Annotated in this window: 14 protein-coding genes; 5 read left to right on the top strand and 9 right to left on the bottom strand. The window is 67.8% G+C overall.

The window, feature by feature from the left end; translation table 11 throughout:
* Position 1 precedes the first annotated feature (1 nt).
* The 6 genes from CPCC7001_RS12455 to rpsT form a co-directional block, all read right to left on the bottom strand.
* On the bottom strand, positions 2 to 190 hold the full coding sequence (locus tag CPCC7001_RS12455) for a chlorophyll a/b-binding protein (protein ID WP_006910059.1): 189 nt from the start codon (positions 188 to 190) through the stop codon (positions 2 to 4).
* Positions 191 to 228: 38 nt separating this feature from the next.
* Positions 229 to 4,323, bottom strand: a complete 4,095-nt coding sequence (locus tag CPCC7001_RS12450; protein ID WP_006910114.1) for a DNA-directed RNA polymerase subunit beta' — start codon at positions 4,321 to 4,323, stop codon at positions 229 to 231.
* Positions 4,324 to 4,374: 51 nt separating this feature from the next.
* Positions 4,375 to 6,279, bottom strand: a complete 1,905-nt coding sequence (locus tag CPCC7001_RS12445) for a DNA-directed RNA polymerase subunit gamma (RefSeq protein ID WP_006909527.1) — start codon at positions 6,277 to 6,279, stop codon at positions 4,375 to 4,377.
* Between the two features lie 104 nt (positions 6,280 to 6,383).
* Positions 6,384 to 9,674, bottom strand: coding sequence for a DNA-directed RNA polymerase subunit beta (gene rpoB, locus CPCC7001_RS12440; RefSeq protein WP_006909223.1), 3,291 nt, complete (start codon positions 9,672 to 9,674; stop codon positions 6,384 to 6,386).
* Between the two features lie 193 nt (positions 9,675 to 9,867).
* Entirely contained in the window at positions 9,868 to 10,737 is an 870-nt protein-coding gene (locus CPCC7001_RS12435; protein WP_006909787.1) for a TatD family hydrolase, read from the bottom strand.
* Positions 10,738 to 10,799: 62 nt separating this feature from the next.
* Positions 10,800 to 11,105: a 30S ribosomal protein S20 gene (gene rpsT / locus CPCC7001_RS12430; protein WP_006909639.1), complete on the bottom strand. Its 306-nt coding sequence runs from the start codon at positions 11,103 to 11,105 to the stop codon at positions 10,800 to 10,802.
* A gap of 131 nt (positions 11,106 to 11,236) precedes the next feature.
* Here rpsT and hisD point away from each other — a divergent pair, with 131 nt between their 5' ends.
* Positions 11,237 to 12,559 carry a histidinol dehydrogenase gene (hisD, locus tag CPCC7001_RS12425; RefSeq protein ID WP_006910681.1) on the top strand — a complete coding sequence of 441 codons (1,323 nt, stop codon included), beginning with the start codon at positions 11,237 to 11,239 and terminating at the stop codon, positions 12,557 to 12,559.
* A gap of 11 nt (positions 12,560 to 12,570) precedes the next feature.
* Here the strand turns inward: hisD and rpiA are convergent, their stop codons facing one another.
* The 3 genes from rpiA to CPCC7001_RS12410 all read right to left on the bottom strand — a co-directional run bounded on the left by rpiA (position 12,571) and on the right by CPCC7001_RS12410 (position 15,355).
* Positions 12,571 to 13,284 (bottom strand): ribose-5-phosphate isomerase RpiA, encoded by a 714-nt coding sequence (gene rpiA / locus CPCC7001_RS12420; protein ID WP_006910598.1) that lies wholly within the window; start codon positions 13,282 to 13,284, stop codon positions 12,571 to 12,573.
* 53 nt (positions 13,285 to 13,337) lie between these two features.
* The gene (locus CPCC7001_RS12415) at positions 13,338 to 14,369 is read right to left on the bottom strand and encodes a trypsin-like peptidase domain-containing protein (protein WP_083782687.1); all 1,032 of its coding nucleotides are present in this window, start codon (positions 14,367 to 14,369) and stop codon (positions 13,338 to 13,340) included.
* A 194-nt stretch (positions 14,370 to 14,563) separates the two neighbouring features.
* Positions 14,564 to 15,355: a metallophosphoesterase gene (locus CPCC7001_RS12410; RefSeq protein ID WP_043369103.1), complete on the bottom strand. Its 792-nt coding sequence runs from the start codon at positions 15,353 to 15,355 to the stop codon at positions 14,564 to 14,566.
* 50 nt (positions 15,356 to 15,405) lie between these two features.
* On the opposite strand from CPCC7001_RS12410, the gene CPCC7001_RS12405 reads away from it, so the two are divergent.
* The 4 genes from CPCC7001_RS12405 to CPCC7001_RS12390 are packed head-to-tail and all read left to right on the top strand — an operon-like array spanning position 15,406 to position 18,034.
* Positions 15,406 to 15,705: a hypothetical protein gene (locus CPCC7001_RS12405; protein WP_043369100.1), complete on the top strand. Its 300-nt coding sequence runs from the start codon at positions 15,406 to 15,408 to the stop codon at positions 15,703 to 15,705.
* A gap of 54 nt (positions 15,706 to 15,759) precedes the next feature.
* A complete protein-coding gene (locus tag CPCC7001_RS12400; RefSeq protein ID WP_006910029.1) occupies positions 15,760 to 16,236 on the top strand; it encodes a ribosome assembly cofactor RimP in 477 nt (158 codons plus the stop codon).
* 50 nt (positions 16,237 to 16,286) lie between these two features.
* Positions 16,287 to 17,717 (top strand): transcription termination factor NusA, encoded by a 1,431-nt coding sequence (nusA, locus tag CPCC7001_RS12395; protein WP_006910737.1) that lies wholly within the window; start codon positions 16,287 to 16,289, stop codon positions 17,715 to 17,717.
* A complete protein-coding gene (locus CPCC7001_RS12390; RefSeq protein ID WP_156796781.1) occupies positions 17,714 to 18,034 on the top strand; it encodes a YlxR family protein in 321 nt (106 codons plus the stop codon). The genes nusA and CPCC7001_RS12390 overlap by 4 nt, the downstream gene beginning before the upstream one ends.
* The last annotated feature ends 21 nt before the right edge of the window (positions 18,035 to 18,055 follow it).

Below are 18,055 nucleotides of genomic sequence, written 5' to 3'. Positions count from 1 at the left end.
CTCACGACCAGATCAACAGCCCATGACCGAGCCACCACTCCACGGCCACCAGCGCCACGAACCCCAGCATCGCCAGGCGGCCATTCAGCCGCTCGGTGTGGGTGTGAAAGCCAAAGCGGGGCAGCCGTCGCTGGGGGATGGGAGTCCCCAGGGCGGTCAGGGGGCGCTGCGTGGTGGAGGGTGCGGGCATGAAACCATCATGGCGATCGTTGGGGAGTGGAGAGGGGCTCACTCCTCGCTGAGCAGCCCCTCCTCCTGCAGGCCTTCGAGGGCGGCGGGGTCCGCCACCAGCTCCTCCTCCAGCCCATCCTCAAGCGTGGGGCGGGTGAAGGCGGCCGTGGTGCTGGCGCTGGCCTCGATGCCGTGGCGGCTGCGGGTGGCCTCGAGATCCTCCTCGGAGGGATCATCCAGCACCGCAGTCTGGGCGGCGGGGGCCGGGGTCTCCACCGTGTAGTCGGGCCTGAGGTTCTGCATGCGGCGGTAGCCCATGCCATCCTCCTCGAGGATGTCGGGGTGGGGACCGGCCTCGGCCCGCAGCTCCTCCTCGAAGCCGCTGAAGCCCGTGCCGGCCGGGATCAGGCGGCCGATGATCACGTTCTCCTTCAGGCCCCGCAGCCAGTCGCTCTTGCCCTCGATGGCCGCTTCGGTGAGCACGCGGGTGGTCTCCTGGAACGACGCGGCGGAGATGAAGCTGTCGGTGTTGAGCGAGGCCTTGGTGATGCCGAGCAGCACCGGGGTGAATTCGGCCGGTGCCCCGCCCGTGATCGCCATGGCGCCGTTCACCTGCTCCACCTGGCGCAGCTCGATCAGCTCGCCGGGCAGCAGGGTGGTGTCGCCCGCATCCTCGATCCGCACCTTGCTGGTCATCTGGCGGACGATCACCTCGATGTGCTTGTCATCGATGGAAACCCCCTGGCTCTTGTACACGTTCTGCACCTCCTGCACCATCCGGAACTGCAGCTTGGAGATCGACTCCTGTGCCGCTTCCAGGGTGGGCTTGCGGTTGCGCAGATCCTCGAAATAGCACTCCAGGAGCTCGTGGGGATTGATCGGTCCGTCGGTGAGCGACTCGCCGGCACGCACCTGCTGGCCATCGCTCACCATCACGGTGCGTCCCAGCAGGATGGGGTAGTCGGTGATGACGTCATCGGTTTCGATCACGCTCACCGTGATGGCGTCGTCGTCCTCGCCCTGCTTGATCTCCACGGTGCCTGCCTTGCGGCACAGGACGGCTGAATCCCGCGGACGCCGCGCCTCCAGCAGCTCCTCGATCCGCGGCAGACCTTGAACGATGTCCCCGGTCTTCTGGCGCTCGAACACCAGCAGCGCCAGGCCATCGCCCCGTTGCACCAGTTCCCCGTCCCGCACGTGGAGGACGGAATCCGGCGACACCATATAGGGACGGCCGAGGCGGACGATCACCGTGGAGCCCTCGATCGCCTCCACCTGGCCGCAGCAGGGGGAGGGCAGGCCGTCAGCCAGGAGATCGCCATCCACCAGGCGCTGATCGACGCTGACCAGCGGGGTGGCTCCACCCAGATCGATGTGGCGCGTGTCGACATCGCGCTCCACGATCAGGCGGCGGATCGGCTCGCCATCGGTGGGGTCGGGCAGCTGCACCACGCCGTCCTCCTTGCAGAGGATCTGGGTGGTCGCTACCACATCGCCCTTCTTCACCGAGTCCCCGTCCTGCACCTGGAGATCGGTGTGGGTGGAACCGTGGCTGGCATCGGAGAGGGTGTCCCGACGCACCAGCAGGGTTTCCAGGATCGTGAGCTGCAGGCGCTCGATCGTCTTGGCCCGCTTGTCCGGGACAGCCTCCACATCCACCGTCATCTGGGGGGTGGTGTCGAAGGTTTCCAGGATCAGCTGGGTGCGCAGCAGCTCGACACCCTCAACGCTCTTGATCAGTTCGCCATCCTTGAAGGCCAGGCGCTGGGTGGCCTTCAGCCCCATGGAAGGGCCGCCGGACTGCTTCACGGTGGAGAGCTCGGGCAGGTGGGCCGCATCGGGAATGGCGTATTCCTCGACCGGCCGCAGCAGCAGGGCGCCACCCTCGGGGGTTTCGACAGCCTCCACAAACGTCATCGCCTCGGCCTTGAGCCCCTTGGCGATGTCCTCACCGGGCATCACCATCCGACCCTCGGAAAACTTGCCGAGGGTCTTGCTGTCGGAGACCAGGTGGAGAACACCCGAGCGAACGATGATTTCACGCAGGATGTCGTTCTTCTGGGTCACCGTCACGATGCCGGCGGTCTGGCTGAAGATGTCCTTGACAACCTCGGTGCCGGCTTCGATCCATTGGCCGTCGTTGATCATCAACAGGGAGATGTCCTTGTTGATCTCGTGGGTTTCCTGGGGAATCCACAGCAGCGTGCCACCCTTGCTCACCTCGTAGCCGTTCTTGGCGCTGCGGGCCTTCTTGATCGCCAGGCCGGGGGCGAACTTCACCAGACCACCCGTCTGGGTGCGGAAGCGGTCGTCGGCCAGTTCGGCGATCACCTCACCGCTGCCGATCTTGCTGCCGGGTGCGGTGTTCAGGCGGTAACGGATGCCTTCCTTGCCCTCCAGGTGCCAGATCTCACCCGAGTGGGTGGATTCGCCCACCAGCTTGCAGTCCTTCAGGGTGAGGCTGGTGGTGACGATCTGCACTTCGCGGGAATCGCCGGCGCTTTCCCGCAGGCGCACGGCGCCGCCGTACTCGGAAACCAGCCGGCTCTCCGCCAGCACATCGCCCGTGGTCACGGGCGTGTTGCCCTTCACCACCGGCAGAGCGTTGGGCGGCAGGTTGTAGACATCGCCGGCGAACACCCACATCCGTCCAAGCCGGGTGGCCTTGTGGGTGATGTTGCCCTGGCGGTCGGTGACCTCCTTGGGCTGAATGCCGTCCTCGTAGCGCACCTGGCCGGCCAGGTCGCAGATCACATCCTTGGTGGCCTTCTCCACGCTCTTCTTCACCTCGGCTCCCGCCGAGATCTGCGCGAGGATCGTATCGGTGGGCACGGTGTCGCCGTCGGCGACGAAGAGGATGGAGCCCTTGGTGATCGTGAGCTTCTGGGTCTTGCCGCTGCCGGTGGGCTTGAGGTGGAGCTGGAAGTCGGTCTCGGCGATCTGGGCGTTCACGCCGTGGGAGGTGCGGAACGCCCGCACCCGGGATTTGGGCCCGAATTCCACCATCCCATCGATGAGCGAGCGCACCACCCCGGTTTCCGCCGTGGACACACCACCGGTGTGGAAGGTGCGCATCGTGAGCTGGGTGCCGGGTTCGCCGATCGACTGGGCCGCCACGATCCCGACCGCCTCGCCCAGATCCACCAGCTCGTTGTGGGCCAGGGCCCAGCCGTAGCACTTGCGGCAGACGGAGCGGGAGGCTTCGCAGGTGAGGGGCGAACGCACGTGAACGGTGGTCACGCCGCTCGCCTCGATGCTGCGGGAGAGGGGCAGGTCGATCTCGGCGTTGCGGTCCGCCAGCACCGCGCCTTCAGCGTCGAGCACGGGCTCGGCGGCCAGACGGCCCACCAGCTTCTTGCCGAAGCGGCCTCGCTCATCGGCATCGATCGGAATGGAGCGGGTGGTGCCGCAGTCGTCCTCGCGGACGATCACGTCCTGGGCCACGTCCACCAGACGGCGGGTGAGATAGCCCGAGTCGGCGGTGCGCAGGGCCGTGTCCACCAGCCCCTTGCGCGCGCCGTAGGAGGAGATCACATACTCGGTGACCGTGAGACCCTCACGGAAGTTGGTGCGGATCGGCAGGTCGATGATCTCGCCCTGGGGGTTGGCCATCAGGCCGCGCATGCCCACCAGCTGGCGCACCTGGGACATGTTGCCCCGGGCCCCCGAGTTGGCCATCATCCACACGGAATTGAGTGGATCGTTCTCGTTGAAGTTGCGGCGCACGGCCGCCACGAGCCGCTCGTTGGTTTCGGTCCAGGTGTCGATCACCTTGGTGTGCCGCTCCACCTCGGTGATCTCACCCAGCCGGTAGCGCTCCTCGGTTTGGGTGATCTGCTCCTCGGCCTCGGCCAGCAGCGAGGCCTTGTCGCCGGGGATGCGCAGGTCGTCGACGGAAATGGAAACCGCCGCCTGGGTGGCGTAGTGGAAGCCGAGATCCTTCAGCTCATCGGCCATCGAGGCCGTGGCCGCCGTGCCGTGGTGCTTGTAGGCCCAGGCCACCAGATTGCGCAGGGCCTTCTTGTCGATCACCCGGTTGCGGAAGGGGGGCGCTTCGCGGGTGAGCGGGGGGGTCACGGGAGCCGTCGTGTCCAGGCTCGCTTCAGCGGCTTTCTTGGACGACTTGCTCTTCTTGGCGGGGGTGGCGGTCATGGCGGCGCGCTGGTGAAGGAACGAAACGGGAACGAAGCTGGGGGGACGGAATCAGGCAGCAGCCACGGCGTCGATGATGGTGTGGTTGATCACCACGCGGCCGACGGTGGTGAGCAGGTAGCGGCTGATCAGGGCGCCGTCCTCGTCGAGGCGGTCGCGGCGGTATTTCCACTGCTCCACACGGGTGCCGTCGCCGAGGGTGTCCACCTTCAGGGGCTCGCTGTCCTCGTCCTCACAGTCCACCTCGCCGCTGAAGCGCACCCACACCCAATCGTGCAGGTCGATGTGCTTCTCCTCGAAGGAGGCGATCACATCCTCGAGACCGGCGAAGGTGCGGGCGCGGTCGCCGAAGGCGGGCTTGGCGGCACCGGGCTGCTCGGCGGTGAGGTAATAGGCCCCGAGCACCATGTCCTGGGACGGCGTGATGATCGGCTCGCCGGTGGCCGGCGAGAGGATGTTGTTGCTGGCCAGCATCAGCATCCGGGCCTCCGTCTGGGCCTCGATCGCCAGCGGCACGTGCACGGCCATCTGGTCGCCGTCGAAGTCGGCGTTGAAGGCCGGGCACACCAGGGGGTGCAACTGAATCGCACGGCCGTCCACCAGCTTCGGCTCGAACGCCTGGATGCCGAGGCGGTGCAGCGTGGGGGCCCGGTTGAGCAGGATCGGGTGACCTTCGATCACCTCCTGCAGCACCTGCATCACCTCATCGTCGGCGCGCTGGATCAGCTTCTTGGCGGCCTTGATGTTGTTGACGATGTTCTGGCGGATGAGGCGATGGATCACGAACGGCTGGAACAGCTCGATCGCCATCTCCTTGGGCAGGCCGCACTGGTGCATCTTCAGCTTCGGACCCACCACGATCACGGAACGACCGGAGTAGTCGACCCGCTTGCCGAGCAGGTTCTGGCGGAAGCGCCCCTGCTTGCCCTCGATGATGTCGCTCAGCGACTTGAGGGCCCGGTTGTTGGCGCCCACGACGGTGCGGCCGCGGCGGCCGTTGTCGATCAGGGCATCGACGGCCTCCTGCAGCATCCGCTTCTCGTTGCGGACGATGATCTCGGGCGCCAGGATCTCCTGCAGCCGCGCCAGGCGGTTGTTGCGGTTGATCACGCGGCGGTAGAGGTCGTTGAGGTCGCTGGTGGCGAAACGGCCGCCATCCAGCTGCACCATCGGGCGCAGGTCGGGGGGGATCACGGGGATCACGTCCAGCACCATCCAGTCCGGCTTGGCGTTGGTGGCGATGAAGTTGTCGATCACGCGCAGGCGCTTGATCAGCTTGGCGCGCTTCTGACCCTTGCTGGCGGCGATGTCCTCCCGCAGCTGCTCAGCCGTCTCGGAGAGGTCGATGTCCTCGAGCAGCTGCTTCAGCGCCTCGGCGCCGATGCCCACGACGGGCTCGTTCTCGATGTCGGAGTCCTCGGCGTAGATCTCGTCCTCGATCTCCAGCCACTCGTCCTCGGTGAGGAGCTGCTTGTAGGTGAGGTTCTTGTGATCGCCCGGATCGAGCACCACGTAGCAGTTGAAGTAGACGATCTGCTCCACATCCCGCAGGGGCATGTCGAGAAGAATGGCCACGTAGCTGGGAATGCCCTTCAGATACCACACATGGCTGACAGGAGCGGCCAGCTTGATGAAGCCCATGCGGTGGCGCCGCACACGGCTCTCGGTGACCTCCACCCCACAGCGCTCGCAGACGATGCCGCGGTGCCGCACCCGCTTGTATTTACCGCAGTGGCATTCCCAGTCCTTGGAGGGCCCGAAGATCTTCTCGCAGAACAGGCCGTCCATCTCCGGCTTGAGCGTGCGGTAGTTGATGGTCTCGGGCTTGGTGACCTCACCCACCACCTGACCGTTGGGCAGCGTGCGCTGCCCCCACTGCATGATCCGTTCCGGCGACGCCAGGGTGATCTTGACGTAGTCGAAGTGGTTTTCGGTGCGGAGGTTGCTGTTGGACATGGAGGGCTAGCGCGCGGAGATCGAGGGGGTGTGCGTCAACACGGAAGGCGTTGCTGAGATGGCCGTGGCCGGATGGCCGTCAGGCGATCCGAATCGATCAGCGATCAGTCGTCGTCGTAATCCGCGACGCCGAGGGACTCGTAGGTGGGCCGGCTGGGGGTGCTGCGGCGGGGATTCACGTCCTGCATCAGGTCCACTTCCTCGCCGGCGTCGGTGTAGACGGCGATGTCGAGACCGAGGGACTGGAGCTCGCGCATCAGCACCTTGAACGACTCCGGCGTACCGGGGCGGGGAATCGGCTTGCCCTTGACGATGGCGTTGAGCGCCTCGTTGCGGCCCTGCATGTCGTCGGACTTGACGGTGAGCAGCTCCTGCAGGGTGTAGGCGGCGCCGTAGGCCTCGAGGGCCCACACTTCCATCTCCCCGAGCCGCTGACCGCCCTGCTGGGCCTTGCCGCCCAGGGGCTGCTGGGTGACGAGGGAGTAGGGGCCGGTGGAGCGGGCGTGGATCTTGTCGTCCACCAGGTGCACCAGCTTGAGGATGTGGGCGAAGCCCACGGTGACCGGCTGGTCGAACGGTTCGCCGGTGCGGCCGTCGATCAGCTGGATCTTGCCGGGATTCTCCGGGTCGTAGACCCAGTCCTTGCCAGGCAGGCTGGCGGCTTCCTCGAGGAAGGCCTGCACCGTCTGCTTCGACTTCTCGGCGCCGTGCATCTCATCGAAGGGCACCACCTTGACGCGGCAGCCCAGATGGGAGGACGCCCAGCCCATCAGGCACTCGAACACCTGGCCCACGTTCATGCGGCTGGGCACGCCGAGGGGGTTGAGCACGATGTCGATGGGGGTGCCATCGGGCAGGTAGGGCATGTCCTCGCGGGGGAGGATGCGGCTGATGATGCCCTTGTTGCCGTGGCGGCCGGCCATCTTGTCGCCCACCTGGATCTTGAGGCGCTTGGCCACATAGACCCGCACCACCATGTTGGCGCCGGGCGGCAGCTCATCACCCTGCTCGCGGGTGTAGATGCGCACGTCCACCACGCGGCCACGCTCGGTGCTGGGCACCCGCAGGGAGTTGTCGCGCACATCGCGGGCCTTCTCGCCGAAGATGGCACGGAGCAGTTTCTCCTCGGGCGGCTGGTCGGATTCACCCTTGGGGGTCACCTTGCCGACGAGGATGTCGCCGCTCTCGACGAAGGCACCCACGCGGATGATGCCCATCTCGTCGAGGTTGCCGAGGCTCTCCTCGGCGACGTTGGGGATCTCCCGGGTGATCTCCTCGGGGCCGAGCTTGGTCTGGCGGGCTTCGATCTCGTACTTCTCGATGTGCACCGAGGTGTAGAGATCATCGGTGACGAGCCGCTCGCTCACGAGGATGGCATCCTCGTAGTTGTAGCCCTCCCAGGGCATGTAGGCGATCAGCACGTTCTGACCCAGGGCGATCTCGCCGCCCTCGCAGGCGGAGCCGTTGGCCAGCACCTGGCCGGCGATCACCTGATCACCCTGCTGCACGATCGGGCGCTGATTCAGGCAGGTGTCCTGGTTGGAGCGCTGGTACTTCTGCAGGTAGTGGGTGTGATCCACCCCGTCTTCGTCGCGGATGACGATGGCGGTGGCATCCACATAGGTGACGGTGCCGTTGACCCGGGTGATCGGCACCATGCCAGAGTCGCGGGCCACCTGGGTTTCCAGGCCCGTGCCCACCAGCGGGCGCTCCGGACGCAGCAAGGGCACGGCCTGACGCTGCATGTTGGAGCCCATCAGGGCGCGGTTGGCGTCGTCGTGCTCGAGGAAGGGAATCAGCGAGGTGGCCACGGAGATCACCTGCACCGGTGAGAGCTGCACGAAATCCACCTGCTCGGGCGGCACCTTTTCGAAATCCTGGCGGTAGCGCACGGGCACGAGGTCGGCCGTGATGCGCCCGTCGGCGTCGGTCGGCACGTCGCCTGGCGCCACGCGGCACTCGTCCTCCAGGTCGGCGGAGAGATAGATGGGATCGCCCTGCTTGAGCACGATGCCCTCCTCCACCTTCCAGAACGGGGTTTCGATGAAGCCGTACTCATTCACCCGGGCATGGGTGGCGAGCGAGCCGATCAGGCCGGCATTCGGACCCTCAGGCGTTTCGATCGGGCAGATGCGGCCGTAGTGGGAGGGGTGGATGTCGCGCACGGCGAAGCCGGCCCGCTCACGGGTGAGGCCCCCGGGGCCGAGGGCGCTGATGCGGCGCTTGTGGGTGAGTTCCGCCAGCGGATTGGTCTGATCCATGAACTGGCTGAGCTGGCTGGAGCCGAAGAACTCCTTGATCGCCGCCACCAGCGGCTTGGGGTTCACCAGCTGGGCCGGGGTCAGGGATTCGGTCTCGCCGACGGTCATCCGCTCCTTGATGATCCGCTCCAATCGGTTCAGACCCACCCGCACCTGGTTCTGGAGCAGCTCGCCCACCGAGCGCACCCGGCGGTTGCCGAGGTGGTCGATGTCGTCGAGGCTGGCGCCACCCACATCGAGCTCAAGGTTGATGAGGTAGTCGATGGTGCTGAGCACATCCTCGGGCGTGAGGGTGCGCACGGCGTCGGGGATGGTGAGACGCAGCTTCTTGTTGATCTTGTAGCGGCCCACCCGGCCAAGGTCGTAGCGCTTGGGATCGAAGAAGCGGCTGTGCAGCAGGCTCTGGCCACCGCTCACCGAGGGCGGCTCACCGGGGCGCAGCTTCTTGTAGAGCTCCAGCAGGGCCTGGTCTTCCGATGAGATGCCCTCGTCGTTGGCCGACTCGATCGACTTCTGGTAGTACTCCGGGTGACGGAGCTTGTCGAGAACATCGTTGTCGGTGAGACCGATGGCCCGCATCAACACGTGGGCGTTGATCTTGCGGGTTTTGTCGACGCGTACGTGGAGAAGATCGTTCTTGTCGGTTTCGAACTTCAGCCAGGCGCCCCTGTTGGGGATCAGGCTGGCATTGAAGGTCTTGCGGCCGTTCTTGTCCTGCTCATCCTTGAAGTAAACGCCAGGAGAACGCACGATCTGATTCACGATCACGCGCTCAGCGCCGTTGATGATGAACGTGCCGCGCTCGGTCATCAGCGGGAGTTCGCCGATGAACACCTCCTGCTCCTTGATCTCGCCGGTTTCCTTGTTGACCAGCCGGCAGGTGACATACATCTGGGACGCGAAGGTGGCGTCACGCCGCTTGGCTTCCTCCACGTCATGGCGGGGCCGCTTCAGGCGGTACTCACTGCCGATGAAGTGCAGCTCCAGCTTGCCGGTGTAGTCGGTGATGGGCGAGAAGCTCTCCAGCTCTTCGATCAGCCCCTTCTCCAGGAACCATTTGAAGCTCGCACGCTGTACCTCCACCAGATCGGGCAGGTAAGTGGCGGTCTTGGCGACCTGGATCGCGCTGCTCATGCGGTGAACCTGCAGGAACGGATGTGGAGGGGGTGGCCGGTCGGCTCTGTCAGCTGGTGGAATCCACGGCAAACCACGCGAACAGCCGCTCCCCAGGGGGGAACGGCTGCCCGGCGGGCGCACTTAGCGGGATCGGGTCAAGACTGCAGGCGTTGACAACAAGGAGCGCTTTCGCTTCCAGGCCAATGAAGCATCATACATTGTCACCTGCCTGGGGCAAGGCGAACAGCCGCCTGGCGTTGGCCGTGCTGGTGCGGGCCACGGTGGCGAGGGACTCCCCACGCAGTTCGGCCACCCGGGCAGCCACGGCCGCCACGTAGGCCGGCTCGTTGCGCTTGCCCCGCCGCGGCACCGGCGCCAGGAAGGGACAGTCGGTCTCGACCAGGTAGCGGTCGGCCGGCACCCGGCGGGCGCAGGTGTGGGTGTCCTCGGCTTTCGGGAAGGTGACGACCCCACTAAAACTGATGTAGAGGCCGAGCTCCAGAAAGGCCTCCATCTCCATGGGCGTGCCGCCCCAGCAGTGCATCACCCCCCGGGGGCAGCGTCCCTGAGCGGCCCGCACCCGCAGCTCCTCCAGCATCGGGGCCGCCGCGTCGCGGCAGTGCACGATCACGGGCAGATCCAGCTCGCAGGCCAGATCGAGCTGGGGACGGAGCACGGCCAGCTGCTCCTCGAGGTTCTTGTCACGGAACAGATCGAGGCCCAGCTCGCCGATGGCCACAACGCGGCGGTCGCTCAGGGCCGCCTGCCGCAGCACCTGGGCGGTTTCCGCTTGCCAGTGCTCGGTATCGAGCGGATGGACGCCCACGGAATAGCGCATCTCGGGGAAGCGGTCGGCGAGGGCCCGGATGGCGGGGATCTCGGCGGGCTCGACGCAGGCATGGACCAGACCCACCACACCCGCCTCGCGCCAGCGCTGCACCACGGCGTCCAGGTCGTCCTCGAAGTTGCGGAAGACGATGTGGCAGTGGGAATCGATCAGCTGGGCTGGCGGCTGGGACGGCAGCTCTTCCGAGAGCTCTGCCGAGGGCTGGACCGTTGCAGCGTTGGCTTGGGGGGTCATGGGGTGGGGGACACGAGCAGGGGGTGGATCACCAAGGCCGATCAGCCCGCCCGGTGCACCCTTCAGACGCTGGTGGAGGCGGGCTCGATGGCCTGCTTCACGGCGGCGCTGAGCCTGGACTTCTGGTGGGCCCCGGTGTTGCGGTGCAGCGCGCCCACCTTGACTGCCTTGTCGATCTTGCTGAACGCGGCGCTCATGCTCTGCTGCACGGCCTCCTTGTCGCCCTCCGCGGGGGCCTGGACATAGGCGCTGCAGGCCGTGAAACAGCGCTTCATCAGGGTGCGCAGCGCAGACCTGTAGCTGCGGTTGCGCAGTCGGTTGCGCTCGGCGATCTCGATGCGCTTCTTCGAAGACTTGTTATTGGCCACAGGCGGACGGACGCTGATTCGGCAATCGCCGATCGTACCTTCCGGCCTTCCATCGCGGGGGATCTGCCGCGGCCGACTACGAGCCGACCACGTGCCGACCACTAGTTTGAAGGTTCCCTCACGAGCCTCCTGTGGCCGCCGCACCCACCGCCATCGCCCTCACCTGCCTGCGGGACCCGGCAGCGGCCGCCGAACGGTTGGAGGCCATCGCCGCCCGGACCGGATCGGCCCAGAGCCAGGACGCGGCCCGGCGGGTGGACGCCATCCTCGATCGGGTACGGCGGGAGGGGGATGAGGCGCTGCTCAGCCTCACGGAGCAGTTCGACGGCGTGCGCCCGGATCCCCTGCGCATCCCCCGCGACCAGCTGGCCGCGGCATGGGAACAGTGTCCGGCTCCGCTCCAGAAGGCCCTGACCCTGGCCCACGAGCGGATTCTCGATTTCCATCAGCGGCAGCTGCCGCAGGACCTGGCGGTGAACGGTCCCTACGGGGAGAAGCTCGGACGCCGCTGGCGGCCCGTGGAGCGGGCCGGGCTGTACGTGCCGGGCGGCCGTGCCTCCTACCCCAGCACGGTGCTGATGAACGCCGTGCCCGCGGCCGTGGCGGGCGTTCAGCGGCTGGTGATGGTCACCCCACCAGGGCCGGGTGGCCTGCCGAATTCCACGGTGCTGGCGGCGGCCCACCTGGCCGGCATCGAGGAGATCTACCGGGTGGGCGGGGCTCAGGCGATCGGGGCCCTGGCCTACGGCACGGCCTCCATCCCCCGCGTGGACGTGATCAGCGGCCCCGGCAATCTCTACGTGACCCTGGCCAAGAAGGCGGTGTTCGGCCAGGTGGCGATCGACTCCCTGGCGGGCCCCAGTGAGGTGCTGGTGATCGCCGACCACACGGCCGGCGCCGATCAGGTGGCGGCGGACCTGCTGGCCCAGGCGGAGCACGATCCGCTGGCGGCGGCCATCCTGCTCACCACCAGCGAGACCCTGGCGGCCGCCGTGCCGGTGGCGATCGAGGCCCAGTTGTGCGGCCATCCCCGCGAGGCGATCACCCGCCGCGCCATCGAGGACTGGGGCCTGATCGTGGTCTGCGCGGATCTGGATGCGGCAGCCACCCTCAGCGATCGTTTCGCCCCCGAGCACCTCGAACTGCTGGTGGAGGACCCGGAGGGCCTGGCGGATCGGATCCAGCATGCCGGCGCCATCTTCATGGGGCCCCACACCCCGGAGGCCGTGGGGGACTACCTCGCCGGTCCCAACCACACCCTGCCCACCTCTGGAACCGCCCGCTTCGCCGGTGCCCTGAGTGTGGAGACCTTCCTGAGGCACACCTCCCTGATCCGCTTCAACCGAGAAGCCCTGGAGGCCACCGCCGAAGCCGTGGTCACCCTGGCCGAGAGCGAAGGGCTGCACAGCCATGCCGCTTCGGTGCGCCTGCGGCTCAGCGCACCAGCCCGCTGAATCCTGGCGACTCAACGACGGGCGAGATCCCGCACCCGGGGCTGATCAGCCTCGATCTCCCCCACCAGCACCTGGTCAGTGAGGTTGACGAAGAGCCCGTTCTCCAGCACCCCCGGCAGGTTGTTGATCTGCTGCTCCAAGGCCACGGGATCGGTGATGCCTCCGGCAAAGCGCGCATCCAGCACCAGATTGCCCTGATCCGTCACCACAGGGCCGGCCTTGCGGACCGCCATCCGCAGCTGGGCCTCGCCGCCGAGGGCCTCCAAATCGGCCTGCACCTGGCGCCAGGCCCCCGGGAGCACCTCCACCGGCAGCAGGAAGCCCAGGTTGAGCGTGTCCACCAGCTTGGTGGCATCCACCACCACCACGAACCGGTCGGCCCGGCGGGCCACCAGCTTCTCCTGCACGTGGCAGGCCCCACCCCCCTTGATCAGCTGGAAGGAGGGATCCACCTCATCGGCACCGTCGATGGCCAGGTCGATGCGGGAGATGGCATTGAGGCTCTTGAGCGGAATGCCCAGCTCCGCGGCGAGCACCTCCCCCTGGAACGACGTGGTGACGCCGGTGATGTCGGTGAGCGCGCCGCTGCGCAGCCGGGCGCCGAGGGCCTGGATCATCAGGGCCGCGGTGGAGCCCGAACCCAGCCCCACCACCATGCCGCTCTGGATCTGCTCGGTGGCCGCCAGGGCAACGGCCTGCTTCATCCGGTCCTGCAGATCTGACATCACGGCGCGGCAAACGGGCCGCGACCGTAGCAGTGGCCCCTGCGGCCCTGAAATCAGCCGGCCCGGGGCAGGGCGGCGGGGCGGATGGAGAGGCTCAGCTCGCGCCGACCCCGCACCACGGTGAGGGCCAGGGGCTGCCCCACCTCCGAACGCTCCACCTGCTGCAGCAGGGCCGCCGGGTCGCGAACGGGTTCGTCCGCCACCGCCACCACCAGATCACCCCGCCGCAGTCCGGCGGTCTCGGCCGGACTGGCCGGCAGCACCCGCTGCACCAGGGCGCCATCGCGCTCGGGCAGCTGCAGCAGCGCGTCAGGGTCGCGGTTGTTGTCCCGGGCCCGGCGGGCGGTGAGCGGCACCAGCTGGAGGCCCAGATAGGGATGCACCACCTCACCACCGGCCGCCAGCTGATCGGCGACCCGTTTGGCCAGGTTGATCGGGATGGCGAAACCGAGGCCGGCGCCAGGCCCTGAACGCACCAGGGTGTTGATGCCGATCACCTCGCCGGCGGCGTTGATCAGGGGCCCGCCCGAGTTGCCGGGGTTGATGGCCGCGTCGGTCTGGATCAGATCGAGCCGCTTGTCGGCGAAGCCGAGGCTGTTGATGTCGCGGTGCAGGCTGCTCACGATGCCGAGGGTCACCGTGCGCTGCAGGCCGTAGGGACTGCCGAGGGCGATGGCCCAGTCGCCCACCTCCAGGGCTTCGGAATCGCCAAGCGGGGCGGCGCTCAGGTCGTCGGCGCCGCGGATCCGCACCAGGGCCAGATCGGTGACGGGATCGCTTCCGACCACCTCCGCGTCCCGCTGACGGCCGTCGGCGAGGGTCACCTCGACCCGGTCCACCTGGTCGACCACATGGGCATTGGTGAGCACCAGCCCGCGGCCGGCGTCCACCACCACCCCGGATCCCTGGCCCCGCTCCCGCATGCTGCCGGACGGGTCACCGAACAGATCACGCAGCAGGGGATCCAGGAGCGCAGGATCGAAGGGCTGGCGGGCCACGTCGCGCTCGATGTCGATCCTCACCACCGCCGGGGCCACCGCCCGGGCGGCCTCGGCCACGAAGCTGTGGCCGGCCCCGGGGGGCATCGCCGCCCAGGCCGCAGGCGCGTCCAGCAGCTGGACCACCAGCGCCAGGGCCAGTGCCAGGGCCGCAACCGGGCCAGGCCACCGAACCGGTGCCGGCGGCTGACCAGGGAGCTGGCTGGAGGACTGGCCGCTGGACTGGGCAGAGCCGATGGCAGCAACTCGCACGACCTGGCGCCGACAACTGATCCCTGAGGCTAGGGAGGGAGCCAGCGCAGCAGTGTCTGCTGGAAACCGCCCTGGGCCGCGCCCGGGAACCCGCCGGCCTCAAGCAGGCGGCCGCCGGGATCGTCGGGGCGGCCGAGGGGACAGGGCTGCACGGGGCCGAAGCTGCAGAGGGTGGAGGGGCAGCCCAGCAGGGGCACCTCGGGCCGTCCGGGCAGGCTCCCCGCCCAGTGCTGGTGGATGTGGCCGAACACCACGGCCACCAGGTCCTCCACCGGCAGCAGCCGTTCCAGCAGCTCCGCGCCATCCAGCAAACCGATGGCGTCCATCACCGGATCACCGATCGGCACGGGGGGATGGTGCACCGCCACCAGCAGGGGGAGCCGAACGGCGGCCTGCTCCAGTCCTTCCAGCTGGTGGGCCAGCCAGCCCATCTGGGCCTGGCCCAGCCAGCCGGCCGTGGCGCCGGCCTTGTGGCTGTCGAGCAGCAGCAGGCGGGCGCCCTGGAGCTCCAGCAGCGCCGGGGCGATCGCGCTGGCCCGAGGGCCCAGGGCCGCCCGCAGCAGCTGGGGATGGTCGTGGTTGCCCGGAAGCAGGGCCAGGGGGATCGCCAGGGGCTCCACCAGCCTGCGGAGATTCACGTAGCCTCCCAGGCTTTCGTCCTGGCAGAGATCGCCGCTGAGCAGCAGCAGATCCGGAGGATGGGGCAGCTGGACCAGGGATTCGCGCAGGGCCTGGGCCAGACAGTCCATGGGCCGGCGACCGCGGTAGGAGCCCCTAGGAGCGGCCAGCAGGTGGGGATCGCTGAGCTGCAGCACACGCATCTCGTCCCAGGCAGCTGCGCCTAAGTTGCCTGTTGAACCCAGAGGCGGCCATGGCAGCGATTCCCCCCGGCACCCGGCAGCGTTGCAGCCTCTGTCAGGTGGAGATTCAGGGCATGCCCGGCGGTGCTGACCTCGTGCACTTCAGCCAGGGAGCCCCTGGCACCCGCGCCAAGCTCTGGGCGCGGGTGTGCCAGTACCTTCGCAGCGACGAGCAGAAAGGTCAGTGCCTCAACCAGGACGCGAGCCTGCGGGGCACGGTGCAGCGCAGCGACTACTACGCCGAGGCGCCGGTGATCGATCTCAGCGCCATGGCCGGCAGCCTGGACACCCCAGGCGATCCCGTAGGGTGAAACCAGGCCCCGGAGTGTGCGGGCCAGGCCTGCGATCGGCGCCGCTCCAGCCTTGTGCCCCATCCCCTGATCCCCGAACTGGAGACCCTGGCCGGCAAGGTCTGCGCGGAACTGGGCTTCGAGCTGCGCCAGGTGAACCTGCTCACCCACCGCATCCCCATGACCCTGCAGGTGCTCGTGCAGCGGGGCGATGGCCGCGACATCAGCCTGGATGAATGCGCCGCCCTGAGCGCGCCCCTGGGAGAGGTGTTCGATGCGGCAGGCGTTCTGGGGGAGGAGGCCTACGTTCTGGAGATCAGCAGCCCCGGCGTCAGCGACGAGTTGCAGGACGAGCGGGATTTCCGCAGTTTCCGCGGGTTCCCCGTGGCCGTACGCTTCACTGACCGCAATGGTGCTGAAGCCCGGTGCGAGGGCCTCCTGCTGGAGCGCACCGCGAGCGAGCTTCAGATCAACATGCGCGGGCGCACGAAGCGCATTCCCCGCGCGTCGGTGATCCAGGTGCTCCTGGTCGCGCCGAGCGCCGGCCCCTGAAGGACACCAGCGACATCCCTCACAACTGAATCACCTACAACCGAACACCCATGGCCCTGGTCCTGCTCCCCGGACTGAACAACCTGATCGAGGACATCAGCGAGGAAAAGAAGCTGCCGCCAGCCGTGGTGGAGGCAGCGCTGCGGGAGGCCCTGCTCAAGGGCTACGAGCGCTACCGACGCACCCTGTACCTCGGCATCAGCGAGGACCCGTTCGAGGAGGACTACTTCTCCAACTTCGATGTGCAGCTCGATCTGGACGAGGAGGGTTACCGGGTTCTGGCGTCCAAGATCATCGTGGAGGAGGTGGAGAGCGAGGACCATCAGATCGCCCTGGCTGAGGTGCAGCAGGTGGCGGACGATGCCCAGATCGGCGACACGGTGGTGCTGGATGTGACGCCGGAGAAGGACGACTTCGGACGCATGGCCGCCGCCACCACCAAGCAGGTGCTGGCCCAGAAACTCCGCGACCAGCAGCGCCGGATGATCCAGGAGGAATTCGCCGATCTGGAGGATCCGGTGCTGAGCGCCCGGGTGGTCCGCTTCGAGCGCCAGAGCGTGATCATGGCGGTGAGCAGCGGCCCCGGCCGGCCCGAGGTGGAGGCCGAACTGCCCCGCCGGGATCAGCTGCCCAACGACAACTACCGCGCCAACACCACCCTCAAGGTGTTCCTCAAGGAGGTGAGCGAGGTGCCGCGCCGCGGCCCCCAGCTGTTCGTGAGCCGGGCCAACGCCGGTCTGGTGGTGTATTTGTTCGAGAACGAGGTGCCGGAGATCCAGGAGGGTTCGGTGCGGATCGTGGCCGTGGCCCGGGAAGCCAACCCCCCCAGCCGCTCGGTGGGTCCGCGCACCAAGGTGGCCGTGGACTCGGTGGAGCGGGAGGTGGATCCGGTGGGCGCCTGCATCGGCGCCCGTGGTTCCAGGATTCAGCAGGTGGTGAACGAACTGCGCGGCGAGAAGATCGACGTGATCCGCTGGTCACCGGATCCCGGCCAGTACATCGCCAACTCCCTCAGCCCGGCCCGGGTGGAAGCGGTGCGCCTTGTGGACCCGGACGGTCACCACGCCCACGTGCTGGTTCCCCCCGACCAGCTCAGCCTGGCCATCGGCCGGGAAGGCCAGAACGTGCGGCTGGCGGCCCGGCTGACGGGCTGGAAGATCGACATCAAGAATGCGGTCGAATACGACCAGGCCAGCGAGGATGCCGTCGTGGCCGAGCAGATCGCCATCCGCCAGGAGGAGGAGGCTCTGCACGCCGAAGCCGAGGCCAGACTGGCCGCCGAGCAGGCTGCGCGGGCTGAGGAAGATGCCCGTCTGCGGGAGCTCTATCCCCTGCCCGAGGACGAGGAGGGCTATCAAGAGGACGGCTACCAGGAGGAGGCCAGCGAACCTCAGGCGTACGACGAGCCCGCCATGGCCGAGGCCTCCGCACCGGAGGAGGAGCAGGCCGAACTGGTCGGCAGCGAGGACGGAGCCCGGTGACCTCCGGCCGACCCGTCCTGAGGCGCTGCGTGGCCTGTCGTGCCCTGATGGACCGCAGTCAGCTCTGGCGGGTGGTTCGCCTGGCCACCGGTGGCCTTCAGCTGGATCGGGGCATGGGCCGCTCGGCCTACCTCTGTCCCCGGCGGGAGTGCCTCGACGAAGCCAGGCGGAGGAAACGTCTGCAACGGGCCCTGGGCTGCCCGGTGGCGGACCCTGTCCTGGAGGCGCTCGAGCAGCGTCTGGCCTGCCAGCCGGGCTCAACCGGCACCCAACCCGCCTCAGTGGCAACCCCCAAGGCAAGCTCTGAGGCAAGATGAACCCTGGCCGCAGAGCGCGTG

Origin of the sequence: Cyanobium sp. PCC 7001, from assembly GCF_000155635.1 — a bacterium.
Lineage (GTDB): Bacteria > Cyanobacteriota > Cyanobacteriia > PCC-6307 > Cyanobiaceae > NIES-981.
This window is presented reverse-complemented; position numbering and strand designations above follow the sequence as displayed.